At 48.5% G+C, this 23,971-nt stretch carries 27 protein-coding genes and 1 tRNA gene; 24 read left to right on the top strand and 4 right to left on the bottom strand.

Annotation, left to right across the window (positions count from 1 at the left end):
• The first annotated feature begins 68 nt into the window (after positions 1-68).
• The 5 genes from hprK to JJQ88_RS08565 are packed head-to-tail and all read left to right on the top strand — an operon-like array spanning position 69 to position 4,047.
• Positions 69-1,004, top strand: a complete 936-nt coding sequence (hprK, locus tag JJQ88_RS08585; RefSeq protein WP_210365330.1) for an HPr(Ser) kinase/phosphatase — start codon at positions 69-71, stop codon at positions 1,002-1,004.
• Positions 1,005-1,051: 47 nt separating this feature from the next.
• Positions 1,052-1,870 (top strand): prolipoprotein diacylglyceryl transferase, encoded by an 819-nt coding sequence (gene lgt / locus JJQ88_RS08580; protein ID WP_210365329.1) that lies wholly within the window; start codon positions 1,052-1,054, stop codon positions 1,868-1,870.
• A 57-nt stretch (positions 1,871-1,927) separates the two neighbouring features.
• Positions 1,928-2,872, top strand: coding sequence for a nucleoside recognition domain-containing protein (locus JJQ88_RS08575; RefSeq protein ID WP_210365328.1), 945 nt, complete (start codon positions 1,928-1,930; stop codon positions 2,870-2,872).
• Positions 2,862-3,506, top strand: coding sequence for a pyrophosphatase PpaX (gene ppaX, locus JJQ88_RS08570; RefSeq protein ID WP_210365327.1), 645 nt, complete (start codon positions 2,862-2,864; stop codon positions 3,504-3,506). Before JJQ88_RS08575 ends, ppaX begins: the two co-directional genes overlap by 11 nt.
• 1 nt (position 3,507) lies before the next feature.
• Entirely contained in the window at positions 3,508-4,047 is a 540-nt protein-coding gene (locus tag JJQ88_RS08565) for an acyltransferase (protein ID WP_210365326.1), read from the top strand.
• Between the two features lie 136 nt (positions 4,048-4,183).
• Here the strand turns inward: JJQ88_RS08565 and JJQ88_RS08560 are convergent, their stop codons facing one another.
• A complete protein-coding gene (locus JJQ88_RS08560; protein WP_210365325.1) occupies positions 4,184-5,035 on the bottom strand; it encodes an MBL fold metallo-hydrolase in 852 nt (283 codons plus the stop codon).
• Between the two features lie 66 nt (positions 5,036-5,101).
• A complete protein-coding gene (locus JJQ88_RS08555) occupies positions 5,102-5,659 on the bottom strand; it encodes an HAD-IA family hydrolase (protein WP_210365324.1) in 558 nt (185 codons plus the stop codon).
• 234 nt (positions 5,660-5,893) lie between these two features.
• Between JJQ88_RS08555 and JJQ88_RS08550 the strand changes: the two genes are divergently transcribed.
• The 16 genes from JJQ88_RS08550 (at position 5,894) to JJQ88_RS08475 (ending at position 19,913) form a co-directional block, all read left to right on the top strand.
• Entirely contained in the window at positions 5,894-7,078 is a 1,185-nt protein-coding gene (locus tag JJQ88_RS08550) for an ATP phosphoribosyltransferase regulatory subunit (protein WP_349237113.1), read from the top strand.
• A complete protein-coding gene (gene hisG, locus JJQ88_RS08545) occupies positions 7,075-7,716 on the top strand; it encodes an ATP phosphoribosyltransferase (RefSeq protein ID WP_210365323.1) in 642 nt (213 codons plus the stop codon). The genes JJQ88_RS08550 and hisG overlap by 4 nt, the downstream gene beginning before the upstream one ends.
• A 6-nt stretch (positions 7,717-7,722) precedes the next feature.
• The gene (gene hisD / locus JJQ88_RS08540; RefSeq protein ID WP_210365322.1) at positions 7,723-8,988 is read left to right on the top strand and encodes a histidinol dehydrogenase; all 1,266 of its coding nucleotides are present in this window, start codon (positions 7,723-7,725) and stop codon (positions 8,986-8,988) included.
• A gap of 21 nt (positions 8,989-9,009) precedes the next feature.
• Positions 9,010-9,597 carry an imidazoleglycerol-phosphate dehydratase HisB gene (gene hisB / locus JJQ88_RS08535; protein ID WP_210365321.1) on the top strand — a complete coding sequence of 196 codons (588 nt, stop codon included), beginning with the start codon at positions 9,010-9,012 and terminating at the stop codon, positions 9,595-9,597.
• 61 nt (positions 9,598-9,658) lie between these two features.
• Positions 9,659-10,300 (top strand): imidazole glycerol phosphate synthase subunit HisH, encoded by a 642-nt coding sequence (hisH, locus tag JJQ88_RS08530; protein ID WP_210365320.1) that lies wholly within the window; start codon positions 9,659-9,661, stop codon positions 10,298-10,300.
• Positions 10,297-11,034 (top strand): 1-(5-phosphoribosyl)-5-[(5-phosphoribosylamino)methylideneamino]imidazole-4-carboxamide isomerase, encoded by a 738-nt coding sequence (hisA, locus tag JJQ88_RS08525; protein ID WP_210365319.1) that lies wholly within the window; start codon positions 10,297-10,299, stop codon positions 11,032-11,034. The genes hisH and hisA overlap by 4 nt, the downstream gene beginning before the upstream one ends.
• 27 nt (positions 11,035-11,061) lie before the next feature.
• Complete coding sequence (gene hisF / locus JJQ88_RS08520) at positions 11,062-11,820, top strand: imidazole glycerol phosphate synthase subunit HisF (RefSeq protein ID WP_210365318.1); 759 nt, start codon at positions 11,062-11,064, stop codon at positions 11,818-11,820.
• A complete protein-coding gene (gene hisIE / locus JJQ88_RS08515; protein ID WP_210365317.1) occupies positions 11,817-12,467 on the top strand; it encodes a bifunctional phosphoribosyl-AMP cyclohydrolase/phosphoribosyl-ATP diphosphatase HisIE in 651 nt (216 codons plus the stop codon). The genes hisF and hisIE overlap by 4 nt, the downstream gene beginning before the upstream one ends.
• Positions 12,468-12,485: 18 nt before the next feature.
• Complete coding sequence (locus tag JJQ88_RS08510) at positions 12,486-12,737, top strand: hypothetical protein (RefSeq protein ID WP_210365316.1); 252 nt, start codon at positions 12,486-12,488, stop codon at positions 12,735-12,737.
• Positions 12,738-12,867: 130 nt separating this feature from the next.
• A complete protein-coding gene (locus JJQ88_RS08505; protein ID WP_210365315.1) occupies positions 12,868-14,376 on the top strand; it encodes a tetratricopeptide repeat protein in 1,509 nt (502 codons plus the stop codon).
• Between the two features lie 254 nt (positions 14,377-14,630).
• A complete protein-coding gene (trxB, locus tag JJQ88_RS08500; protein ID WP_210365314.1) occupies positions 14,631-15,581 on the top strand; it encodes a thioredoxin-disulfide reductase in 951 nt (316 codons plus the stop codon).
• 558 nt (positions 15,582-16,139) lie between these two features.
• Positions 16,140-16,598: an NUDIX hydrolase gene (locus tag JJQ88_RS08495; protein WP_210365313.1), complete on the top strand. Its 459-nt coding sequence runs from the start codon at positions 16,140-16,142 to the stop codon at positions 16,596-16,598.
• A 38-nt stretch (positions 16,599-16,636) separates the two neighbouring features.
• Positions 16,637-17,530, top strand: coding sequence for an RNase adapter RapZ (gene rapZ, locus JJQ88_RS08490; protein WP_210365312.1), 894 nt, complete (start codon positions 16,637-16,639; stop codon positions 17,528-17,530).
• On the top strand, positions 17,527-18,510 hold the full coding sequence (locus JJQ88_RS08485; RefSeq protein ID WP_282597673.1) for a gluconeogenesis factor YvcK family protein: 984 nt from the start codon (positions 17,527-17,529) through the stop codon (positions 18,508-18,510). Before rapZ ends, JJQ88_RS08485 begins: the two co-directional genes overlap by 4 nt.
• A 179-nt stretch (positions 18,511-18,689) precedes the next feature.
• Positions 18,690-19,637, top strand: a complete 948-nt coding sequence (whiA, locus tag JJQ88_RS08480) for a DNA-binding protein WhiA (RefSeq protein WP_210365311.1) — start codon at positions 18,690-18,692, stop codon at positions 19,635-19,637.
• An 18-nt stretch (positions 19,638-19,655) separates the two neighbouring features.
• Positions 19,656-19,913 (top strand): HPr family phosphocarrier protein, encoded by a 258-nt coding sequence (locus tag JJQ88_RS08475; protein WP_210365310.1) that lies wholly within the window; start codon positions 19,656-19,658, stop codon positions 19,911-19,913.
• Between the two features lie 49 nt (positions 19,914-19,962).
• Here JJQ88_RS08475 and clpP read toward each other — a convergent pair whose 3' ends face one another.
• Positions 19,963-20,568, bottom strand: a complete 606-nt coding sequence (gene clpP, locus JJQ88_RS08470) for an ATP-dependent Clp endopeptidase proteolytic subunit ClpP (protein ID WP_210365309.1) — start codon at positions 20,566-20,568, stop codon at positions 19,963-19,965.
• 316 nt (positions 20,569-20,884) lie between these two features.
• On the opposite strand from clpP, the gene JJQ88_RS08465 reads away from it, so the two are divergent.
• A tRNA-Arg gene (locus JJQ88_RS08465) sits at positions 20,885-20,956 on the top strand.
• A gap of 418 nt (positions 20,957-21,374) precedes the next feature.
• Here the strand turns inward: JJQ88_RS08465 and JJQ88_RS08460 are convergent.
• Positions 21,375-21,887, bottom strand: a complete 513-nt coding sequence (locus tag JJQ88_RS08460) for a DUF3231 family protein (RefSeq protein WP_210365308.1) — start codon at positions 21,885-21,887, stop codon at positions 21,375-21,377.
• 422 nt (positions 21,888-22,309) lie between these two features.
• Here JJQ88_RS08460 and rpoN point away from each other — a divergent pair, with 422 nt between their 5' ends.
• Positions 22,310-23,647 (top strand): RNA polymerase factor sigma-54, encoded by a 1,338-nt coding sequence (gene rpoN, locus JJQ88_RS08455; RefSeq protein ID WP_210365307.1) that lies wholly within the window; start codon positions 22,310-22,312, stop codon positions 23,645-23,647.
• A 13-nt stretch (positions 23,648-23,660) separates the two neighbouring features.
• A complete protein-coding gene (locus JJQ88_RS08450) occupies positions 23,661-23,921 on the top strand; it encodes a glutaredoxin family protein (RefSeq protein WP_210365306.1) in 261 nt (86 codons plus the stop codon).
• Positions 23,922-23,971: the final 50 nt, after the last annotated feature.

The raw sequence follows: 23,971 nt of genomic DNA, 5'->3' as shown, positions 1-23,971 counted from the left end.
AAAAGTGCTAAAATATATAATATTGCATTCAAGTGAGAAGGAATATGCGAGACAAAGGAGGAATTTCTTTGGCAAAGGTTCGCACTAAAGATATAATAGAAAAATTCAACATGGAGCTGCTGAGCGGGGAGGAAGGGGTCAATCGGCCGATTATAACAAGTGATATCTCGAGGCCAGGCCTTGAAATAGCGGGTTACTTCGAATATTACCCGGCTGAGCGCCTTCAGCTGCTTGGAAAGACTGAACTGAGCTTTTTTGAAAAGCTTAACCCGAGTGAGCGTGTGTCGCGGATGGAGAAGCTATGCACCGACATTACGCCCGGCATCATCGTGACAAGGAATATGGAAGTTCCAGCCGAACTGATTGAAGCAGCTGAACATGAGTCGGTTCCGGTCATGAGGTCGGACCTGAAAACAACAAGGCTTTCGAGCCATTTGACGAATTTTCTTGAAAGCAAGCTTGCCCCAACCACGGCAGTCCATGGAGTGCTTGTCGATGTTTATGGAATCGGTGTCCTGATCACAGGCAAAAGTGGCGTCGGTAAAAGTGAAACCGCGCTTGAACTCGTCAAGCGCGGCCACAGGCTCGTCGCCGATGATTGCGTGGAAATCCGCCAGGAGGATTTAGGGACGCTTGTCGGCAATTCACCTGAATTGATCGAGCATCTCCTTGAAATCCGCGGCCTTGGAATCATCAATGTCATGACGCTGTTCGGGGCTGGTGCGGTAAGAAGCCATAAGCGCATTTCCCTGATAATCAATCTTGAAATCTGGGATCAGAAGAAGTCTTATGACCGTCTTGGCCTTGATGAGGAAAAAATGAAGATTATCGACACAGAAATCACCAAGCTGACTGTCCCTGTCCGTCCTGGACGGAACTTGGCAGTCATCATCGAAGTTGCCGCAATGAACTTCAGGCTGAAGAGGATGGGCGTCAATGCAGCTGAGCAGTTCACAAGCAGGCTGGCTGACGTCATTGAAGAAGGGGACCAGGAAGACATGTGATTTTTGACCAGGTGTCTTTATTTCGATAATGAAAAAGGGGAAATGAAATGGAAAAAAACATTCAACCGCTTGATCCGGTCGCCTTTTCACTTGGACCGATCCAGGTGTACTGGTATGGCATCATCATTGGAGCAGGAATTGCGATTGCCCTGTGGCTTGCGATCAGGGAAGGCGAACGCCGAGGCTTGCCAAAAGATATTTTTGCCGATTTGATGCTGTGGGCAATCCCGATTTCAATTATTTGCGCACGCATCTATTATGTCATCTTTCAATGGGACTACTATAGCCAGCACCCTGCGGAAATCCCGCAAATCTGGAATGGCGGAATTGCCATCCATGGAGCTTTGATCGGGGCGGTGGCAACTGCTTACGTGTTTGCCCGATCAAGAAACGTGTCATTCTGGAAGCTGGCTGATATCGCCGCTCCGAGCCTGATCATCGGCCAGGTGATCGGCCGCTGGGGGAACTTCATGAACCAGGAGGCGCATGGCGGGGAAGTGAGCAGGGCGTTTTTGGAGAACCTCCATCTTCCTGAATTCATCATTAACCAGATGTACATTAATGGCGCCTATTACCATCCGACATTTTTATACGAATCTGTCTGGAATCTGCTAGGTTTCATCCTGCTGATGTCACTTCGCAGGGTCAATCCAGGTCGCGGGGAAATTTTCCTCAGCTATATCATCTGGTATTCAATTGGCCGTTTCTTTGTGGAAGGCATGCGTACGGACAGCCTAATGCTGACGGATACATTGCGGATGGCCCAGACGATTTCGATAGTCCTGATCGCCGCAGCGGCAGCTGTATGGGTATACAGAAGGGTTAAGGGTTATTCAAAGATACGATACTTGGAAAAAACGAATTAAGTTCCAGAGGGGATCCATACCATATTGTGAACTCTTGGAAAGGGGAGAGGTGCTTCGATGGTTTCAACATTGAAAAACGGGTTGATTGTCGGCTTGAAGACGACATGGGCGCTTGGGAAGGTCATTTTTCCGGTCACCTTGATCGTTTCGATCCTGCAATATACGCCTATCCTGCCATGGCTCATAGAGGCAATCACCCCGCTGATGTCGCTGTTAGGCCTGTCCGGGGATGCGGCGATCCCGCTTGTGATCGGGAACTTCCTTAATTTGTACGCTGCCATCGGAGCGATTCTGTCACTTGACTTAACGGTGAAAGAAGTCTTCATCATCGCAGTGATGCTGAGTTTTTCGCATAATATGTTCGTTGAATCAAGCGTCGCTCTCAAAGTTGGCGTTAAGCTGTGGATCATCGTGTTCGTCCGTCTTGGATTGGCATTCGCTTCTGCCATCTTCATCAACCTCATTTGGCATGGGGGATCGGAAATGGCTAAGTACGGGATGATTCCTGCAAAAATGGAAACGGTGAATGGGTTCGGGCCGATCCTGCTTGACAGTGTCACGAAAGCGGGAATGGGAATTTTCCAGCTCGCGGTCATCGTCATCCCGCTGATGGTTTTCGTCCAAATCATGAAGGATAAGCAATGGCTTGCCGTGTTCTCAAGGTGGATGGCGCCGGTGACAAAAGCGCTTGGAATGAAGGAAAACACTTCGACGACGCTGGCGGCTGGGCTGCTGTTCGGCCTCGCCTACGGCGCTGGCGTCATGATCCAGGCTGTACAGGAGGATGGGGTAAGCAAGAAAGATGTGACGATTGCGTTCATTTTCCTCGTTGCCTGCCACGCGGTCGTCGAGGATACATTGATTTTCGTCCCGCTTGGCATCCCGGTACTGCCGCTGCTGCTGATCCGCCTCGGTGTGGCAGTATCGCTTACCATGGCTGTGGCAATCCTCTGGAAACGGGCTGAACTATCAAAAAGAAAGGAAGCAGTATATGAGCAATAAAATAGACACTGTCCTGTTCGATCTTGACGGGACATTGATAGATACAAATGAATTGATTGTTTCATCATTCCTCCATACGATGGAAACCTATTTTCCAGGCCAGTATGGGCGTGAGGATGTCCTGCCCTTTTTAGGGCCTTCGCTGCAGGAGACGTTCGAAAAGCTAAGGCCGGATGGCTATGAAGAGATGATCAAGACTTACCGGACCTACAATCTCGAGAACCATGACATGCTTGTGAAAGAGTTCGCGGGCGTCTATGAAACGGTCCGGACCCTGAAGGAAAACGGTTTTGAACTCGGGATTGTCACGACGAAACTTTCGGATGTGGTCCAAAAAGGCTTGAAGCTTACCGGGCTTGATGAATTTTTTGAAGTCGTTGTCGCACTTGATCATGTGGAAAAGCCCAAGCCTGATCCGGAGCCGCTTTTAAAGGCACTGGAAATGCTTGGTTCAACCCCGGAACGCGCCATCATGGTCGGTGACAATCACCATGATATCCTTGGCGGGAAAAACACTGGCACAAAAACAGCTGGCGTCGCCTGGTCGATCAAGGGAAGAGAGCATCTTGAAAAGTACAATCCTGATTACATTTTAGAAAATATGGCGGATATCCTGCCGATTCTCGGGGTGTAAAATGAGGAAGACGACGCGTTATCGTGTGGAAGGGGCCAATTCGCTCTGGCATGTTTATAAAACGGTTCCGTTCTGGAAGGTTGTCAAGAATTTCATCGTAATCCAGCTTGCGCGCTACACTCCATTCCTTGGCGTGAAAAACTGGCTTTACCGCACTTTTTTAAGGATGGAGGTCGGCAGCCAGACATCATTCGCGCTGATGGTAATGCTGGATGTCATGTTCCCGGAAAAAATCAGTGTGGGCCGCAATACGGTGATCGGCTACAATACGACCATCCTTGCACATGAGTATTTAATCAAGGAATACCGCCTCGGCAATGTCAAAATCGGAAGCGAAGTGATGATCGGTGCCAACTCGACTATCATGCCGGGCATCACCATTGGCGATGGAGCCATCATTTCCGCCGGGACGCTCGTCCATAAAGATGTTCCAGCCGGCGCCTTCGTCGGCGGCAATCCGATGCGCGTCATCTATACCAAGGAAGAGCTCGAAAAACGCTGGGCTGAAGATGAGATTTACGGGATACCTCAGAAAAAATGAACAGCAAAAAAGCGAAACGGGATTAATGCGCCGTTTCGCTTTTTTTGTTGCAGGGTACAAACAGGTAACGGAAGATCCATCAAAGTCCCCAGTACCTTTATAAAAGCAACTGCACGAAACGTACAGGCAGCTTGTATCAATCTTTTCTTTTTCCATCTACGAATTCTCCGTAGTCCGGTATCGCAATCTTATCAAAATCCCTGACAAGCAAATCAAGGCTCTCGTGCAGTTCTTTCCCCTCCATCGGTTTGCCATGTCCAGTGACGGCTCTTAGCGGCCGGAGGGCGTACAGTTCCTCAACCGATCTTCTGGCTGCAGTCCAGTCAGGAGTCAAATAGCGCGGAGGTCCGCTGATTTCTTTTTTCTGGGTGATGACTTTATAAAGCGATTCCTGTTTGACAGTGACAAACGCATCTCCCACAATCATCGTACGGTCTGAGTCACGGAAAAGAGAAACATGTCCCTGAGTATGTCCTGGTGTATGGATCCAGCGCCAGCCTTCCATTTGTGGAACGGCACCGCTGTACGGAAGATTGTTAAGGTTTCTTCCGATATCAAGCGCTTCATTCGGATATAGCTTGGATATTTTCGCGAGCATCCCGCCTTCGACAGTCGGATCCGGTTCGGGATAATCTTTTTTTCCTGATAGATACGGAAGCTCGAGTTCGTGGGCGTATACATCAACATCCCAGTGAACCAGCAGGTCCGCAAGCGCTCCGACATGGTCAAAATGCCCGTGGGTGAGGATGATGGCCCTTGGCGGATTGTCTTTACCGAATAGCTCTTCCGCTTTCTCGATGATGAGATGAGAGGATTTCGGCATTCCTGCGTCAATCAGGACCCATTCATTCTGGTCGCCTGGCTGGCCGAAAAAACATAGATTCACAATCTGGACGGTCAAGCAATGGAGATCGTCTGTGATTCGCTCCATATCCCCGCTGCCAATCGAAGTAACAGGGAGGAAGATGTCATGTTCCTGATTCGCCATTTTCAGCACCTCCGTTCACATTTTACCCCGATCGGCCTGGAAAAAACCGTGATGGTGTAAACCCGGTTACTGATCAGTTTGCAGGAATTCGGAATAGCAGTGGATCGTATGGTCCGCAATCTCGATCGGTTCGCGATAGGAATAGGACTTCAATCCGATTTTCCGGGCAGGGATCAGGTCTGTTTCCTGATCGCCAATCGCTATATCAAGCTGGTACTTATCATGCAGGTACTGATATGCATGGATGTCGGGCTTCTCGGAATAGCCGTCGTCTGCCGGACAGATGACTTCTTCGAAAAAATGGCCAATATCCCAATACTCGAGCAGTTCCTCTGTCGATTTCCGATTCCGGTGTGTGACGAGCACATTCGCTGCAGAACTGGACAATACGTCTTTCACATAGGGAAATAATGGTTTCCGGTCATTGGCAAGTGTCCGTTCGATTTCCCTGAATTCTCTTGTTTTGGATTCATCCACCCCGTAATATTCATATGCCGTGCCATATTTCAGCCGCGGAAGCACTTCCTCATACGGTAGATCCTTATTAGCGAGGATCGTGAAGGCCTCCACTAACGTCGGCCATGAATCAAGGATTGTGCCATCCAAGTCCCATAGTATTTTCATGCCTGTCCGCCTCCTTTATCGTTGCCCTCATTTTAAACAGCCCCTCTTGAAAAATCAAATAAATCCATGAACATGAACAGTTAATGGTTGACGGATACTAGATGGGAAGGTACACTTACTTATATCTTCATTTTGTTACCATATTAGCGAACTAAAGCGTTTTGAGAAGGAAATAATATTTACCTTTTTGGGCAAATGGAAGAATAGATCAACAGCAGCGAAGAGGGTGAAACTGTGAGCCGTTTGTTTATGTTTGAAAAGCCATTAGGCATGAGGGATACATTGCCGCAATTATATGAGGCAAAGGAAAAGGCAAGGAAATCGATCGAGACCGAAATGAAAAGATGGGGCTTTCAATTCATTGAAACGCCAACACTTGAATATTACGAAACGGTGGGAAATGCTTCGGCAATCCTTGACCAGCAGCTGTTCAAATTGCTTGACCAGCAGGGACATACATTGGTGCTCCGTCCGGATATGACGGCGCCGATTGCCAGGGTTGCAGCATCCAAGCTGTTCAGGGACCATGTCCCGCTCAGGCTGGCCTATTCGGCCAATGTCTTCCGGGCGCAGCAGCGCGAAGGGGGCCGGCCGGCGGAGTTTGAACAGATCGGGGTTGAATGCATTGGCGACAACTCCGTCAGTGCGGATGGTGAGATGATTGCCCTGGCTATATCTTCGCTGAAAAAAGCAGGCCTTGAGGAATTCCAGCTTTCCGTAGGCCATGCAGCCTTCGTAAATCAACTATTTGTCCAGATACTTGGTACAGAGGACCGTGCCAGGGAATTGATGAAATTTTTATATGAAAAAAATTACGTTGGCTATCGCGAACATGTAAAAGCACTTCCGTTGTCTTCTATTGACAGGCAGCGGCTGCTCACGTTCCTGGAGCTTCGCGGCGGTCCAGAAGTCATCAGCAAGGCTTCCGGGCTTGTGGAAAATGGCGAAGGCGGTGACGCGCTAGCTGAACTGGAGCTTTTATGGCAGATCATCGAGGACTTTGGCGAGCATGAGCGCATCAGGCTAGACCTTACGATCATCAGCCATATGACCTACTATACAGGTATCTTATTTGAAGTCTATGCAGGCAGTGTTGGTTTTCCGATCGGAAATGGCGGCCGCTATGACAGGCTGCTCGAAAAATTCGGGAAATCAACTGGCGCAACCGGGTTTGCGCTTCGCCTTGACCGCCTGCTTGAAAGCCTGGGCAATCTCGGTGCCGCGGAGCCGGTTGTCTGTATTCTCTTCAGTCCCGAGCGCAGGAAGGAAGCGTACAACATCGCGGCTCAGCTCAGGGGCGATGGCGTACAGGCTGTTTTGCAGGATATCAGCGCCGTCCGCAACCTCGATACATGCTCCGATATTTTCAGTGAGGTTCTTTACCTCGTAGGAAAAGCGGAAAAGGGGGCGGTGGAATGAACGGGCAATTAACGATTGCGATGCCGAAGGGGCGTATATTCGAGGAAGCCGCTGAACTTTTGCGCCAAGCTGGCTACGAATTGCCTCCGGAATTTGATGATTCACGGAAATTGATCATAGATGTTGAAAAAGAAAACTTCAGGTTCATTCTGGCGAAGCCAATGGATGTTGCTACATACGTCGAGCATGGTGTTGCTGACCTTGGCATCGCTGGGAAGGATGTCTTGCTTGAGGAAGAACGTGATGTTTATGAGCTGCTCGATTTGAAAATCAGCGGCTGCTACCTTGCTGTGGCCGGGCTACCTGACACGAAAATGAATGATATCGCTCCGAAGGTCGCGACTAAATATCCCCATGTCGCAGCAGCTTACTTCAGGGAGCAGGGCGAGCAGGTCGAAATCATCAAGCTGAATGGATCGATCGAATTGGCGCCGCTCATCGGGCTAGCGGACCGGATCGTCGATATCGTATCTACGGGCCGGACGCTGAAGGAAAACGGGCTTATCGAATATGAGACGATCACTTCTGTCACCTCCAGGCTGATTGTCAACCCTGTCAGCTACAGGATCAAAGACGAACGGATCAGCGAGCTCATTGATCGATTGACTGAAGTAATCGAAGCTGGGCTGAAAGGATGATGACCGGTGGAAATAGTACAAATAGACGGCAGTGTGTCCCTAAAAAGGACAGTTGACGGCGGAACGGAGGAACAGCGGAAGGCAGTGCAGGGAATCATCTCGGAAGTTAGGAATTCGGGAGATGAAGCGCTCAGGGCTTTTACCAAACAATTCGATTCCGTTACGCTTGATGACTTCCTTGTGTCCGAGGAAGAAATAGCTGAGGCATACCGGAATGTAAGCGAGAGGCTTATTGGGATCATCAAGGAAGCTGCTGACAATATCCGGACATACCATGAAAAACAATTGCGTCCATCATGGATGTCTGCAGAGGAAAACGGGACGATCCTCGGCCAGAAGGTCACCCCGCTTGATTCAGTCGGTGTGTATGTGCCAGGAGGGACGGCGGCCTATCCATCTTCGGTGCTGATGAATGTCATCCCCGCGAAGACAGCTGGTGTCGAACGGATAGTCATGGCATCTCCGCCCGGCAGCAACGGGAAGCTCCCTGCCGGCGTGCTTGTTGCCGCAGATATCGCCGGTGTCAAAGAAATTTACAAGGTTGGCGGTGCCCAGGCGATTGCCGCGCTTGCCTACGGGACGGAGTCGATCAGGCCCGTCGATAAAATCACTGGTCCGGGCAATATATACGTCGCGCTTGCCAAGCGTGAAGTTTTTGGCGATGTCGCCATCGACATGATTGCCGGGCCAAGTGAAATCGGGATTCTTGCCGATCATACCGCCAGAGCGCATGAGGTCGCAGCAGATTTGCTGTCACAGGCTGAGCATGACCCGCGCGCCTGCGCGATTTTGGTGACAACATCACTTCAGCTCGCCGAGGATGTCCAGGCCGAAGTCTATAACCAGCTTGCCCGGCTTCCAAGAAAGGAAATCGCGGAAGAGGCGATAGAAAATTATGGCGCGATTTACGTGGCTGCCGATATCGAGGAAGCCGTCGCTGCCATCAATCAGCTGGCTCCCGAGCATCTGGAAATCGTCACTGGCAACCCGATGGAACTCCTCGGGAAAATCAAGCATGCTGGCGCGATTTTCCTTGGCAGGTACAGCTCTGAGCCTGTTGGCGATTATTTTGCCGGCCCTAACCATGTCCTGCCGACAAACGGAACAGCCCGCTTCTCAAGTCCGTTAAGCGTCGATGATTTCCAGAAAAAATCAAGTGTCATCCTTTACAGTGAAAAGGCGATGGAGGACAATGGCGCGAAAATCGCGGAGTTCGCAAGGCTTGAAGGGCTCGAAGCACATGCACGGGCCGTGGAAAAAAGGTTGAAATGAGAAAAGTGGAGGGAATTTGAGATGGAACGAACCTCAACGGTAAAAAGATACACGAATGAAACGAAAATCGACCTTGCCTTCAGCATCGATGGCGAGGGGAAGACCTCCCTTGATACGGGCGTGCCTTTCCTGACCCATATGCTTGACTTGTTCGCGAAACACGGACAGTTCGACCTGTCTGTAGACGCAAAGGGAGACGTTGAAGTCGACGGCCACCATACGACGGAAGATATCGGAATCTGCATCGGACAGGCGCTGCGCGAAGCTCTCGGTGATAAAAAAGGAATCAAGCGCTATGGCAATGCATTTGTTCCGATGGATGAAGCGCTGGCACAGGTTGTCGTCGATCTCAGCAACCGGCCGCATCTTGAAATGCGCGCGGATTTCCCCGCACAGCAGGTTGGTACCTTCGACACCGAGCTGGTCCATGAATTCCTATGGAAGCTCGCTCTTGAGGCGAGGATGAATCTCCATGTCATCGTCCATTCCGGCAAAAATACGCACCACATGATCGAAGCCGTTTTCAAGGCATTAGGCCGTGCACTCGATGAAGCTGCGGCAATCGATCCGCGCGTCAAGGGCGTACCATCAACGAAGGGGATGCTATAGAACTTAGCAGCCAGCAGGGTCTGAAATGGGGCGCTGATCTTACAAGAAGGGAAGAAACGCAATGATTGGCATCGTTGATTACGGGATGGGGAACCTTTTCAGCGTCAGCAAGGCGCTTGAACGCCTGGCGACACCCTATTTCATCTCTCAGTACAGCGAAAACTTGAAAAAGGCTGATGCACTGCTTGTGCCCGGTGTCGGCTCCTTCCGGGATGCGATGGCTGCCTTGAACCGGACTGGCCTGGCAGAGACAATCCGCGAATACGCGGCAACCGGCAAGCCCATCCTCGGTATCTGTCTTGGGATGCAGCTGCTTTTTGAGGAAAGCACCGAAAACGGGCTTACGCCTGGCCTCGGGCTGCTTCCCGGAAAAGTAGAACGGTTCAGCGGCACAACTTCAGAAGGTGAAACGTATAAAGTCCCGCATATGGGCTGGAACAAGCTCAGGTTCACGGGCGATTCGCCTTTGCTGGAATCCATTGATGAAGGCTATGTTTACTTCGTCCATTCCTATTATGCAAAAACGTCTGAGCCTGATGTACTCGCGGCAGTCGGCGACTACTTCGGTATTGAGGTGCCAGCGATCGTTGGCAGAGGGAACATCCATGGCATGCAATTCCATCCGGAAAAAAGCAGTTCGACGGGAATGGAGCTGCTGCGTAACTTTGCGAAGCTAGCGGAGGAAAGGAAGGTGGAAAAATGACTTTTACAATCTATCCAGCCATCGACATGCGTGGCGGCAAATGTGTCAGGCTGCTGCAGGGTGATTATGATAAGGAAACGGTATATGGGGATTCGCCGTTTGAAATGGCGAAAAAGTTTGCGGACGAAGGAGCTTCGTGGATCCACATGGTCGATCTGGATGGTGCCAGGGATGGCAAACGGGTGAACGACCGTTACGTCATCCAGGCCGCGCGGGAGCTTGGCGCCAATGTCCAGATTGGTGGCGGCGTCCGGAGCGAAGCTGACATTGTCCACTATCTTGATAACGGAGTCAATCGCGTCATCATCGGCAGCATCGCAGTGTCCAATCCGAGTTTCGCAGAGGAAATGGTGAGGAAGTATGGTCCGGGAATCGCGATTGGGCTTGATGCGAAGAAAGGGCTGGTGGCTACGAATGGCTGGCTGAATACATCGGAAGTGACAACGCTAGATCTTGGGAAGCGATTCGCGGATGCAGGGGCAGAAACCTTCATTTTTACCGACATAGCGACAGATGGCACTTTGGCAGGCCCGAATCTGGAAGCGACAAGCCAGCTTGCTGCGGAAACGGGAAAAAGCGTCATCGCTTCTGGCGGTGTCAGCTCGCTCGAGGACCTGGCTGCCTTGAAAAAACTCGCCAAAGATGGTGTCAGCGGATCCATTGTTGGCAAAGCGATTTACGAAGGGCGTTTTTCGGTTAAAGACGCACTGGAAATGGGGAATGCCAATGGATAATTCAACTGTGAAAGCGGGGGATGGATCATGTTGAGCAAAAGAATCATTCCCTGCCTTGATGTGAAGGAAGGCCGGGTCGTCAAAGGCGTCCAGTTTGTCCAGCTTCGCGATGCTGGCGACCCTGTCGAGCTAGCGCGGCTCTATGATCAACAGGGGGCGGATGAGCTTGTATTCCTTGATATTTCCGCCTCGGTCGAAGGCAGGAAAACGATGGTCGAGGTTGTCAGGGAGGTCGCATCTGAATTGGCGATTCCGTTCACGGTCGGCGGCGGCATCAATACGCTCGACGATATGAAAAAGATGCTCCGGTCCGGCGCGGACAAGGTGTCGCTCAACACGGCAGCGGTAAAAAACCCCAGGCTGATCGCCGAAGGGTCAGCGTATTTCGGTTCGCAATGCATCGTTGTTGCTATCGACGCCAAATATGATCCGGAGCTCGGTTCATGGCGCGTTTATACACACGGCGGCCGTACGCCGACGGAACTCGAAGTGATCGAGTGGGCGAAGGAAGCTGTCCGGCTTGGGGCAGGAGAAATCCTCCTGACCAGCATGGACAGCGATGGAGAGAAGAAGGGTTTTGACCTTAAGCTGACCCGGGCGGTCAGCGATGCGGTGACCGTGCCAGTGATCGCATCAGGCGGAGCCGGGAATGCCGGACATTTCGTTGATGCCTTTATGGAAGGGAAAGCGGATGCCGCACTGGCAGCTTCAATCTTCCATTATCGCGAAACCTCGGTAAAAGAAGTCAAATCCTATCTCCGTGAAAAAGGAGTGAACGTCAGATGAACATTGGAAAATTGAAGTTTGATGCAAACGGGCTGATTCCAGCTGTTGTCCAGGATGTTTCCACAAGGCAAGTGCTGACAGTCGCCTATATGAATAAAGAATCGCTGGAAAAATCGCTGGAGACAAAAGAAACATGGTTTTTCAGCCGTTCCCGCCAGGAATTGTGGCATAAGGGAGCGACAAGCGGGAACACACAACGGATCGTTGAGCTGAAGTATGACTGTGACGGGGACGCGCTCGTCGTGCTCGTCGACCCGGCAGGCCCTGCGTGCCATACCGGAGCGGACAGCTGCTTTTCGGAAAGCTTGATGGACAAGAGTTCTCCAGTTTCTGAATCAACGGCACTGACCGATTTTGCGGTCATGCTTGAACTTGAAAAAACCATCCGCGAACGGGAACGGGAAATGCCGGAGGGAGCTTACACAACGTATTTATTTGAAAAGGGCGTAGACAAGATCCTGAAAAAAGTCGGCGAGGAAGCCGCTGAAGTGATTATCGCTGCCAAAAACCGCGACCCAGAAGAACTGAAGTGGGAAGCAGCCGACCTGCTCTACCATCTGATGGTTCTCCTCCAGGAGCAAAAACTGCCACTTAAGAATGTGTTAGAAGTCTTGAATGAACGGAAGAATCCCAGCGCTGGCAAGTGACAGGCGCTGGATTTTTTATTGGCTGAAGAAGTCCTGAGCTGGATGATAGGTCCGGCTTTTGGTGGTTCCGGAAGTGACTACAACGAGCTTCTGGATAATCCTCTTGACAGAATGAATCGATTCAATATGGAGGAATTCTCTGGGTTGTTTGTTATTGATCGATGGCCCGTAAAAGAAAAAGCAATCCTTGAGAGCCTGGCCGTGAACATGAGCGATAACCAGGTCGTCAGCTCACACCACACCCCATCAAACTATCTACTCTTGATATAATATGAGGGCTCGGTCGAGAGCAGCAAGCCGATTTTCCCAACCTGTGCGCAATATTTTCCGCTTGGTGCCTTCTCGAACGGACTCTGCTTGTGTTATACTACATTAGTTAAAAACATTTACGGAGGATCATATGGGAAAAGACTCTAAAGCAATGAAGCAAAAGGGACAATTGCTGTCATTCGTTCCTACGGGTGAGTATTATTTCACCAAGGGGGTCAAGGCTTTCCATAGACGGGATCTACATAAGGCTCTGAGGTACTTTGAGCGTGCGATGCAGCTTGAACCTGGCGAACCGATGATTGCTTGCCAGCTGGCGATTGTGCATTCGGAGTTGGGGGAGTACCAGCAGTCGAACCGTCTTTTGCACTTGGTCCTCGAAGAACTTGATGAACACATGGACGAGTGCCATTATTTCTTAGCGAATAACTACGCTCATATGGGCTTATTTAAAGATGCTTTCAGGCATGCGAATCTGTATATTGAGATGAATGAGGACGGAGAGTTTGCTGAAGATGCGATCGACCTTCTTGATATACTGACGCTTGAGGCGGAAGAACTGGATGAGGACTTCTACGAGGAAGATGATCTCATCGTCAAACAGGAGGAAGCGCGCAACTATCTTGAATCCGGCGAATTCCCGAAGGCGATTGAGATTTTCCATGAAGTCATTGACGAATATCCTGAATATTGGTCGGCGTATAATAATTTGGCGCTTGCCTACTTTTATCTGGGGGAAACCGGCAAAGCCAGCGATATCCTAAATGATGTCCTTGAGCGGAATCCGGGGAACCTGCATGCGCTCTGCAATGCACTCGTCTTTGCGCATTACCAGGACCTGATAGAAGAAGTAGCGAAATTGAAGGCTTCCCTGGGAAAAATCCATCCGATCCACGTAGAGCATCAATTCAAGCTGGGCGCTACCTTTGCCCTGATCGGCGAATACGAACTTGCTTACAGATGGCTGAAAAAACTGCAAAAAGCGGGTTTTGATGGTGATGGCGCGTTTTATTACTGGCTGGCCTATGCTTCCTATTTTACTGGCAGGGAAAATGCAGCAAGGACGCTCTGGAAAAAGGTCATTGAATATAATCCTGAAAAAGAAGGGATGGAGCCGTGGGCAGATCATCCAGGCGGGAAATTCGAGGCCCATGTTACCGCGATCGTCAATCAGCTGAACAGCGATTATCCAGAAGAGAGGCTATTCGCCCTCTTCCTGACTTCCGTTTCCTCAAGGAAGCAAGAAATCCTGGCCGCAGAGAAATCGACGGACAAGATGACAGAAATGGAAAAATCGTATCTATCCTTTGTTGCTTCAGGCAAGCTCAGCACCAGGAAAGAAGAAGTCACCGGCGCCCATGAAACAGCGAAACTGCTATATGACCACTACCATCCAATCGGAAAGAACGAGGCGGCTGTGTATATCATGTGGTTTTCAGTATTCGAGCAGGCAGCGAAAGCAGGCTACAACTTCAAAAATAAAAAAGCGTGGGCTGCAGCAGTCGACTATCTTTTTTATAAGCTAAGAAATATCAAGACTTCGAAGCAGGCAGTCGCGAAAAAGTATGGATTGTCTGTATCAACACTTTCGAAATACGTGAATTTGGTCAGTGAACTCCTCCATGAGGAAGACAGCATCTAGCAAAAAGCAAAATGATGGGTATAGTAAAAATGGGTAAACTGATTCTGCAAGCCGGATGAAGTTTACCCTCTTTTATTGCCAAAACCAGATACCCCTGCACCTATTTGTGTCAATTCGGTGAACATTTGTTTTTAATAAGCATATGTTTGGACTATACTGCCTTTGTTTTATAGGATATGTGTAGGCAGGAAATACTATTTTCGAATGAATGGAAAAATCCATGTGGATGAAGATAATCAAAGGAGTTGTACACCATGTCAGAAGAGAAAATTTATGATGTCATCATCATTGGCGCCGGACCCGCAGGCATGACCGCAGCGGTCTATACATCACGTGCGAACTTATCAACATTGATGCTGGAGCGCGGAGTACCTGGCGGACAGATGGCGAACACGGAGGAAGTGGAGAACTACCCGGGTTTTGACCACATCCTTGGACCGGAACTTTCAACTAAGATGTTCGACCACGCCAAGAAGTTCGGTGCGGAATATGCATACGGCGATGTGAAAGAAGTCATCGACGGCAAAGAGTATAAAACAATCAAAGCTGGCTCGAAGGAATATAAAGCCCGGGCAATTATCGTTGCATCCGGTGCTGAATATAAAAAGATCGGCGTCCCGGGCGAACAGGAATTGGCCGGACGAGGAGTTTCTTATTGTGCCGTGTGTGACGGAGCTTTCTTTAAAGGAAGAGAACTTGTGGTGATCGGAGGCGGCGACTCAGCAGTAGAAGAAGGTGTTTACCTGACCCGATTCGCTTCCAAAGTGACAATCGTCCACCGCCGCGACGAGCTGCGCGCACAGAAAATCCTTCAGGATCGCGCCTTCGCGAACGATAAAATCGATTTCATCTGGAGCCATACTATCAAGGAAATCAATCAAAAAGACGGCAAGGTTGGCAGCGTGACGCTTGTTTCCACAAAGGACGGATCGGAACAGGAATTCAAGACTGATGGCGTGTTCATCTATATCGGCATGGTGCCGCTGACAGAGCCATTCAATGGCCTGGGAATCACAAACAGCAACGGCTATATTGAAACAAATGAGCAGATGGAAACAAAGGTTCCTGGCATTTTCGCGGCAGGAGATGTCCGTGAAAAAACGCTTCGCCAGATTGTTACCGCGACTGGCGATGGCAGCATCGCAGCACAGAACGCACAGCATTATGTTGAAGAGTTAGTGGAAGAATTGAAAGCGAAAGCGTAAATCAAAGGCTGTTTTTTTCACAATCAGGTTTTTTCCCTGAAATCAAAGACGTTCTCATGCGATCAGCTTTTCCCTGTATCGTATGCGGATACGGCCTTAAGGCTTGCCGTGCACCAGGAGCCTTCAACCCGCTCCGCGGCAAATGAACGTCTGGGGAGAACAGGTAAGGATTGCTTCATAAAACGGAGTGCCCGCTGTCAAGCGGGTACTTCTATGCAGGAGGAATTTCCTGCACTTTGGTAAAAACAGACCTTCTCGGCATAAATTAACAAAACGTAATTAGATATTAATTCTTCTGTAACAGTAGTGAAATAAAACTGGGGTATCATAGGAATAGAAATTGACCCCCTTTTAAAAATATAATCCTTTGACGGCACAGGTGCTCCCTGTGCCAATTTTTTTTACCGCTAATGAAACAGGCCTCCCTCTATGGGTATAACACCATGAAATTGACATGAAAAAAATATCGCTTCTGTATTCATTGTGACGGTATCTTAAAAATAGTATAATGAAAAGAATGAAAAGTTCGGGCATTTTTTTAAGATGAGGTGGGAACCAATGCAGCGGGTGACAAATTGTGTTTTAGTAAAAGATGATAAAATTTTGCTGCTGCAAAAACCGCGACGCAATTGGTGGGTCGCTCCGGGCGGGAAGATGGAGCCGGGTGAGACAGTCAAAGACTCATGTGTGAGGGAGTTCCGTGAGGAAACAGGCATTTATCTGCGCAATCCGCAAATCAAAGGGATTTTTACGTTTGTGATCAAGGACGGTGACAAGGTTGTCTCGGAGTGGATGATGTTCACCTTTTATGCAACGGAAGCGGATGGCATCCAACTTGATGAATCAGAGGAAGGAATGCTTTCATGGCATGAACTCGATAAGATAAAAGAGCTTCCGATGGCTGCCGGTGATTATCATATCCTCGACTATATGGTCCATGGCCAGGGCATCATTTATGGAGCCTTCACCTATACACCGGATTTTGAACTGATCCAATATCGTCTCGATCCAAACTGAATTTACACAAAAACTTTCGTTATCAGGGGGAAATAGAAATGAGTACCGGTTCGACAACAGATACCCAACTGGTGATCATAACAGGCATGTCTGGCGCGGGCAAGACCGTTGCCATCCAGAGCTTTGAAGATTTAGGTTTTTTCTGTGTGGATAATCTGCCGCCTACACTGCTCCCGAAATTCCTGGAGCTGATGAAGGAATCCGGCACGAAAATGAATAAAGTGGCGCTTGTCATGGATCTGCGCGGCCGTGAGTTTTTCGATTCACTGTTCAAGGCGCTTGATGAACTTGCCGAGACTTCCTGGGTCTCCCCGCAAATCCTGTTCCTTGATGCGGATGACGCCACGCTTGTTCGCCGCTATAAAGAGTCAAGAAGGTCGCACCCTCTTGCCCCTTCAGGGCTTCCGCTTGAAGGCATCCAGCTTGAGCGCAAGCTCCTTGAGGAATTGAAGGGAAGGGCACAGATCATTTACAAGACGACCGATATGAAACCAAAGCAACTTAGGGAGAAGATCCTTGAGGAATTTTCGGTCAACAAGAAATCGATTTTCACGGTAAATGTGATGTCCTTTGGCTTCAAGCATGGCATTCCAATTGACGCAGACCTGGTCTTCGATGTAAGGTTCCTGCCGAATCCGCACTATGTTGACCACATGCGGCCGAAAACCGGTCTTGATGAAGAGGTTTCGACATATGTACTAAAATGGAATGAAACACATAAGTTTTTAGAAAAAGTGACAGACCTGCTCAGTTTCATGCTTCCGCATTACAAGCGTGAAGGCAAAGCCCAGCTGATCATTGCGATTGGCTGCACGGGTGGCCAGCACCGGTCTGTAGCACTTGCTGAATATATCGCGAAGTTTTTTGGAAAAGACTATCATACTCGCGTTACCCACCGGGATATTGATAAAAGAAAGGTACAGACACAATGATTATGAATGGACAGCCGAGAATCGTCATCATAGGCGGGGGCACCGGACTTCCAGTGCTGCTGCGGGGTTTGAAGAAGTATCCTGTAGATATAACCGCGATTGTGACTGTTGCCGATGATGGGGGGAGTTCAGGCAGGCTCCGGGATGATATGCACATCCCGCCGCCAGGCGATATCAGGAATGTGCTGGCCGCGCTTTCCGATGTTGAACCGCTGATCGAGGAAATGTTCCAGCACCGCTTCAATACTTCCAATGAACTTTCCGGGCATTCGCTGGGGAACTTGATTCTTGCCGCGATGACATCGATCACCGGCAATTTCGTCCATGCGATCCAGGAAATGAGCAAGGTGCTGAATGTCCGTGGAAAAGTGCTGCCTGCGGCAAACCGCAGCGTTGTCCTGAACGCCTTGATGGAAGATGACAGCATCGTCAGGGGAGAATCGAAAATCCCTTATTCGGGAAAAAGAATCAGGAGGGTTTTCCTGAATCCGGAGGGTGTCAAGCCGCTCCCGGAAACAATCCAGGAAATCAGGGAAGCCGATTTGATCGTGATCGGACCTGGGAGCCTTTATACGAGCATCTTGCCAAATCTGTTGGTCAAGAGGCTTGGAAAGGAAGTTTGCAAGGCAAAAGCGCGAAAGGTTTATATTTGCAATCTGATGACACAGGCAGGAGAAACGCATGATTTTACCGCCAGCGACCATGTCCAGGCAATCTATGACCATATGGAATGCGCTTTTCTTGATACCATCCTCGTCAACAATGAAACCATTCCGCCTGACATCGAACTGCGATATAAAGAGGAACTCGCCCAACCTGTCCATTTTGACCTTGACCGGCTGAAGCTTCTCGGCATTGAAGTCGTCCAGGAAGAGATTGCTGAGCTTGAGGGCAATGTCATCAGGCATGATACAAAAAAGGTCTCAGAAATCCTCTACTCAATGATTTTAAATGAAACCAAAAAGAGATATAACGCGTAATAATGGATGCAAGCGTTTGTCTATGAATTTCTTCATACTATAGCAAGGCCCGGGGCGCCACACCAGTTTCGATCCACTTTCGGCGTCCCGGACGTTTATTAAGCGCAAAGCGCCTGGCCGCCTTTTCATTTGAAGGCCAGCAAAGCACTTGTTGCTTCTATTATCAGGAGGTGGAAAGGTTGTCGTTCGCTTCGGAAACAAAAAAGGAACTGACGAATCTTGAGGTGAAGGGCTGCTGTGCGCAAGCAGAGCTGTCTGCTCTCATTCGGATGAATGGTTCCCTTTCCTTCTCAAATCGCAAGCTCATTGTAGACATACAAACCGAGAATGCTGCCATTGCCCGGCGGATTTATACGCTGATAAAGAAAAGCTATCAGGTACAGGTAGAGCTGCTCGTGCGGAAGAAAATGCGGCTGAAAAAGAATAATGTATATATTGTCCGCTTGAAGGAATCAGCCAGGGAAATCCTTGAGGACCTGAAAATCATTGGGGAAGGCTTTGAAATCCTTCACGAAATTTCGCAAGAGTTAGTCAAAAAGAAATGTTGTAAGCGCTCTTATCTTAGAGGGGCTTTCCTTGCAGGGGGGTCTGTCAACAATCCGGAAACATCCTCCTACCATCTGGAGATTTCCTCTCTCTATCAGGAGCATAATGATTCCTTGTGTGAATTGATGAATACCTTCGGCCTCAACAGCAAAACGCTTGAACGGAAGAAAGGGTTCATCACTTACTTGAAAGAAGCTGAAAAAATATCTGACTTCCTGAACATCGTCGGAGCCCATAATGCGCTCCTGAGATTCGAAGATATTAGAATAGTAAGGGATATGCGCAATTCGGTGAACCGTCTCGTCAATTGTGAAACAGCAAACTTGAACAAGACGATCGGGGCAGCCCTTCGCCAGGTGGAAAACATCCGCTATATTCGCGATACAGTTGGGCTGCATATTCTACCGGATAAGCTCAGGGAAATCGCCCAGCTACGCATCGATTACCAGGATGTGAGCCTGAAGGAGCTAGGGGAAATGGTATCAGGCGGAGCAATCAGCAAATCAGGAATCAATCACCGGCTGCGGAAAATAGATGAAATCGCCGAAAAACTAAGGGCCGGCCAGATCATTGATAAATAGAAAGAGGAGGAATGCAAGATGGTTCAAAAACAGGTGGAGGTCAAATTGAGATCGGGCTTGCAGGCTCGTCCGGCTGCGCGATTCGTCCAGGAAGCAAACCGTTTCTCATCCGATATCTTCCTTGAGAAAGATGGAAAAAAGGTGAACGCGAAAAGCATCATGGGATTGATGAGCCTTGCGATTGGCTCGGGTGCATCCGTGAATTTGATCGCAGATGGAAATGACGAGGAGGAAGCCCTCCAGAAACTTTCTGAATACATGCAAAGGGAAAATTAAGGCAATGAAAAACTCGCTCCTTATTATTGAAGAAGCGAGTTTTTTCGGCTTATTTATCCTTGTTTTCCTCGATCACATTACGTGAGATGATTTGGTCGACCAGACCGTATTCTTTTGCGCGCTCAGCTGTCATGAAGTTGTCGCGGTCTGTATCCCGGGCGATGACTTCAAGCGGCTGGCCTGTTCGCTCAGAAAGGATCTTGTTCAGTTTATCGCGAAGGAAAAGGATCCGCTTTGCAGCGATTTCGATTTCAGTCGCCTGGCCTTGTGCACCGCCAAGTGGCTGGTGGATCATGACCTCACTGTTCGGAAGGGCAAAACGCTTGCCTTTCGTCCCAGCAGCAAGCAGGAATGCGCCCATTGACGCAGCCATGCCGATACAAATGGTCTGGACATCCGGCTTGATGAACTGCATTGTATCATAGATGGCCATACCGGCAGTGATGCTGCCGCCAGGGCTATTGATGTAGATGGAGATATCCTTTTCAGGGTTTTCAGCTTCCAGGAATAGCAACTGAGCGACGATGGAGTTCGCGACATGGTCGTCGATCCCGCTTCCAAGCATAATGATACGGTCCTTCAGAAGGCGGGAATAAATGTCATATGCCCGTTCGCCCCGATTCGTTTGTTCAATGACTGTAGGAATCAAGTTCATATTTATTTTCCTCCTTTAACTATCGTGAATTTCATGCCAAGGATTGTGGCACTAAGCAACTGGCATTAAAAGGTTCTATTGCCAGAGTACCTATGTAATTTTTATGATACACGCATGGTCAATAAAGGTCAAACGAATCGCATGGAAACTGTTCGACATTTATTGTTTTGGAACAATCGGCACAATCCTGTACCATATCCATCTTACCCAGGATTCGGATTTTTAAACAAAAAACGCTCTTGCAAAGCGACTGAACTTAGCCTATAATAGGTAAGCGTAACGCTAATTCACTTTAGCGCTATAATAATGATGATATGCCCTCGTGGTGCAACGGATAGCACGTAAGATTCCGGTTCTTGAGATGTGGGTTCGATTCCTGCCGAGGGCGCTAAAGCATTGATAAACATGGGTTTTCGAGTATTCAGATAAAAACTGTCCGGTTTTTGTCCGAATGCTTTGAGAAACCCTTGTTTTATTTCTTTGATTTTTTGGTTAAGACATTCTCGTTCTGCACCTGCCTTGATTTTTTAGATATATGTCCATAAGTGTTCAACAGAATGGATATATTCACGTTTTCCAGGCGGGCTTTTATGGAGTTGGAATCACCCATACATGATTCCCGTTGCAAGCCGACATATGAGGGGGAAACTATCTTGTTTTTAATTAGTTTTAATTTGGCACTTGTAGCTTCATAACGAGGCTTAGACCGTATTTTTGATAAGGAAAGCACCTTCCAATTGCGAAGCATTTGGTGGGTGAGGTTCACGCAAAAAAGGCAATCAAGATTTTGATTGCCTGAAGACCATCTATTCTTGTTCGGGTCTGTGTACATGAAGTGGAGGAGGAATTAACCATCCTTTTTCCTTGTTCAGTTTCAACATTTTGGCACCAAATTGTGCTTTAGCAAGATGAAACTGTCCATACATCATAGCTATGTCTTCCCGGATGCATTGTCCCATTATTTGACTGCAAGATACCAATCCTGCAGCAACATTTATAGCGATGGAAGCGCTGATTTCTGGATCAGTAAATTTTGCTCCAACTGGAATGTCTTCTAACTTTGCAATTGGGCGTTCAGGTGGTGTTGGTGGGAGGCCGATTCCATTGGCCTTCAGCAGTCCTTCGACTTGTTGATTTTCAGATTCTAAGCCTTGTATTGCTTCTTGAATCAACTTTTTAAGGGCTCCATCGCCAGCATGATTATGGTAGGTTTGATATGCAGCTATTAACCCCTTATTAGTAGATAAATGGGTCCAAGTGCCAAATACTTCACCATAATGCATCGGTTCATCTTGAGGATTACCATTTAATATTCCCATAAATACACTCCTTATCATTTTTTGGAAGCTCATGATTTGCTCCTTAAAAAAATGGATTACATGGGATATTATGCGCGACCAAGTATGGAATTATTCCATGATGATCCTAAGAGGATCAATTAACAACAACGGAATTTTAAAGGTTCGGATTTTATATCGTGGAATAAAAAGGAGTATGGCCGTCATAACATGAATGAAAACAGCTAAATAAACCTTCAAACTAATGGTTTATCTGCGTGTAGTTTCACTCTATAATCTGTGTTTTTAATTTCGGGTTCGATTCCTGCCGAGGGCGCTGCCAAAAACCTCTTGTCTGGCCAACCAGGCAAGGGGTTTTTCTATTTGTCTGTAACAAGGATAACAATTTCTTTCCATACACCAAATTCCATTTATCATGTAAAATAGGTGCAGGGGTGATTCACATGGATCTTAGAGCCGGATTATGGCAAAAGCAGACATTGAAATTGGCGATGACTCAGGAGCTTACCCAGGCGATAGCCTTACTGCAATATTCCGCGCAGGAGCTTGCTGCTTTCCTTGAGGCCAAATCAATCGAAAACCCCCTGATTCAAGTGGACTTCAAAAACATCAAAACATTTGATGCGAATATGGACCGGACGCGAAAGAAAAAGCAGCGTCCCTTTGAGCGCGACCAGAAGAACTTGATTGAACAAATAGGTGCCAGCAATGAGGAGACGCTTGAAGAATATTTGCTTTCCCAGCTGAATCTGCTGTCGGTAACGACTGAGGATAGATCCATTCTTCAATCCTTGATTGAAAACCTTGATGAAAACGGTTACCTTCAAATTTCCGGCCTTTCGAAGAGACTGAACGTCCCGGAGGACCGCCTGCACATATATATATCAAGGCTACAGGCTTTAGATCCCCCGGGGATTGCCGCGAATGATTTGCAGGAATGCCTTGTCCTGCAATTGGAACGGATGCCTGCCACATCGGAGAATGAGCTGGCGATCAAAATCCTTTCCAAGCACTTCATGCTTTTTGCCGAAAAGAAGTGGAAAGCGATCGCAAAAATGCTGGACATTGAGCTGAAGGAGATCCAGAAGGTCCATGATTACATCCAGTGCCTTAACCCGAAGCCTGGTTCCGCGTTTCAGAGGGAGAAACCGGCTTACATTGTCCCGGATGTCGTCGTTACCAGGGATGGTGATGAGCTTTCGGTGAGTGTGTTCGACAGGCTCATTCCGAAGGTCTCCTTTAATGAAGGATATTATCAGAAGCTTTCAGGGTATCGAAATGAAGAAGTGGATCGCTTCCTACAGGAAAAGCAGAATGACTTCCATTGGATCCAGCGGAGCCTTGAGCAGCGGAAGGAAACGCTGATGAAGGTTTCCAGGAAAATCATCGAAAAACAGAGGGATTTTTTCATCGAAGGTCCGGAGAATTTAAAACCGATGACCATGAGGGAAGTGGCGGAAGAGCTTGATATCCATGAATCAACGGTCAGCCGGACAGTCCGTGAAAAATACATGCAGACACCGATGGGCACCTATGAATTGAAATCATTCTTCACAAGCGCCGTTCAGACGACGGAAAATGATCTGGCTTCTTCCCACAAAGTAAAGGCGGCGATTGAACAGATCATCGCTGGGGAAAACAAGAAAAAGCCGGTGTCCGACCAGGCGATCGCACAACTGCTGGAGGACAGGGAAGGCATGGTTGTATCAAGGCGGACGGTCGCCAAATATAGGGACCAGCTTGGCATCCCATCATCTTCGAAACGGAAAAGATTTGATTAAAAGGAGTTTTTCCATGAACAAGATTGTCAGGCTTTATTCCAGGCCGCGCTGCCACCTTTGTGATACAGCGCGGGAAATTCTTGAAGACTTGCAACAGCAATGGCTTTTTCAGATAGAAGAAATCAATATCGATCTTGATGATGAACTTGTCGAGCGTTATGGCATCATGATTCCAGTAATTGAATTGGACGGAGAAGAAATCCAATACGGACGTGTTGATAAAAAGTTCATGAGTGAAGCGTTTTCACGGAGAAACGTTGAGTTTATTGGTTGAATTGGGGATGGACTCCTGTTAGAATGAAAATTGTAGCAGGGGTGATTTTT

Source organism: Bacillus sp. REN3 (assembly GCF_017912555.1).
Classification (GTDB): Bacteria; Bacillota; Bacilli; order Bacillales; family Cytobacillaceae; genus Mesobacillus.
The sequence above is the reverse complement of the archived record's forward strand: the minus strand, read 5'-3'. Positions and strand labels throughout refer to the sequence as shown.

Coding starts and splice junctions, on each gene's coding strand:
- lgt (WP_210365329.1), top strand. CDS start 1,052: ATGGAAAAAAACATTCAACCGCTTGATCCGGTCGCCTTTTCACTTGGA.
- JJQ88_RS08575 (WP_210365328.1), top strand. CDS start 1,928: ATGGTTTCAACATTGAAAAACGGGTTGATTGTCGGCTTGAAGACGACA.
- ppaX (WP_210365327.1), top strand. CDS start 2,862: ATGAGCAATAAAATAGACACTGTCCTGTTCGATCTTGACGGGACATTG.
- JJQ88_RS08565 (WP_210365326.1), top strand. CDS start 3,508: ATGAGGAAGACGACGCGTTATCGTGTGGAAGGGGCCAATTCGCTCTGG.
- JJQ88_RS08560 (WP_210365325.1), bottom strand. CDS start 5,035: ATGGCGAATCAGGAACATGACATCTTCCTCCCTGTTACTTCGATTGGC.
- JJQ88_RS08555 (WP_210365324.1), bottom strand. CDS start 5,659: ATGAAAATACTATGGGACTTGGATGGCACAATCCTTGATTCATGGCCG.
- hisG (WP_210365323.1), top strand. CDS start 7,075: ATGAACGGGCAATTAACGATTGCGATGCCGAAGGGGCGTATATTCGAG.
- hisB (WP_210365321.1), top strand. CDS start 9,010: ATGGAACGAACCTCAACGGTAAAAAGATACACGAATGAAACGAAAATC.
- hisH (WP_210365320.1), top strand. CDS start 9,659: ATGATTGGCATCGTTGATTACGGGATGGGGAACCTTTTCAGCGTCAGC.
- hisA (WP_210365319.1), top strand. CDS start 10,297: ATGACTTTTACAATCTATCCAGCCATCGACATGCGTGGCGGCAAATGT.
- hisF (WP_210365318.1), top strand. CDS start 11,062: ATGTTGAGCAAAAGAATCATTCCCTGCCTTGATGTGAAGGAAGGCCGG.
- hisIE (WP_210365317.1), top strand. CDS start 11,817: ATGAACATTGGAAAATTGAAGTTTGATGCAAACGGGCTGATTCCAGCT.
- JJQ88_RS08505 (WP_210365315.1), top strand. CDS start 12,868: ATGGGAAAAGACTCTAAAGCAATGAAGCAAAAGGGACAATTGCTGTCA.
- trxB (WP_210365314.1), top strand. CDS start 14,631: ATGTCAGAAGAGAAAATTTATGATGTCATCATCATTGGCGCCGGACCC.
- JJQ88_RS08495 (WP_210365313.1), top strand. CDS start 16,140: ATGCAGCGGGTGACAAATTGTGTTTTAGTAAAAGATGATAAAATTTTG.
- rapZ (WP_210365312.1), top strand. CDS start 16,637: ATGAGTACCGGTTCGACAACAGATACCCAACTGGTGATCATAACAGGC.
- JJQ88_RS08485 (WP_282597673.1), top strand. CDS start 17,527: ATGATTATGAATGGACAGCCGAGAATCGTCATCATAGGCGGGGGCACC.
- JJQ88_RS08475 (WP_210365310.1), top strand. CDS start 19,656: ATGGTTCAAAAACAGGTGGAGGTCAAATTGAGATCGGGCTTGCAGGCT.
- clpP (WP_210365309.1), bottom strand. CDS start 20,568: ATGAACTTGATTCCTACAGTCATTGAACAAACGAATCGGGGCGAACGG.
- JJQ88_RS08460 (WP_210365308.1), bottom strand. CDS start 21,887: ATGGGAATATTAAATGGTAATCCTCAAGATGAACCGATGCATTATGGT.
- rpoN (WP_210365307.1), top strand. CDS start 22,310: ATGGATCTTAGAGCCGGATTATGGCAAAAGCAGACATTGAAATTGGCG.
- JJQ88_RS08450 (WP_210365306.1), top strand. CDS start 23,661: ATGAACAAGATTGTCAGGCTTTATTCCAGGCCGCGCTGCCACCTTTGT.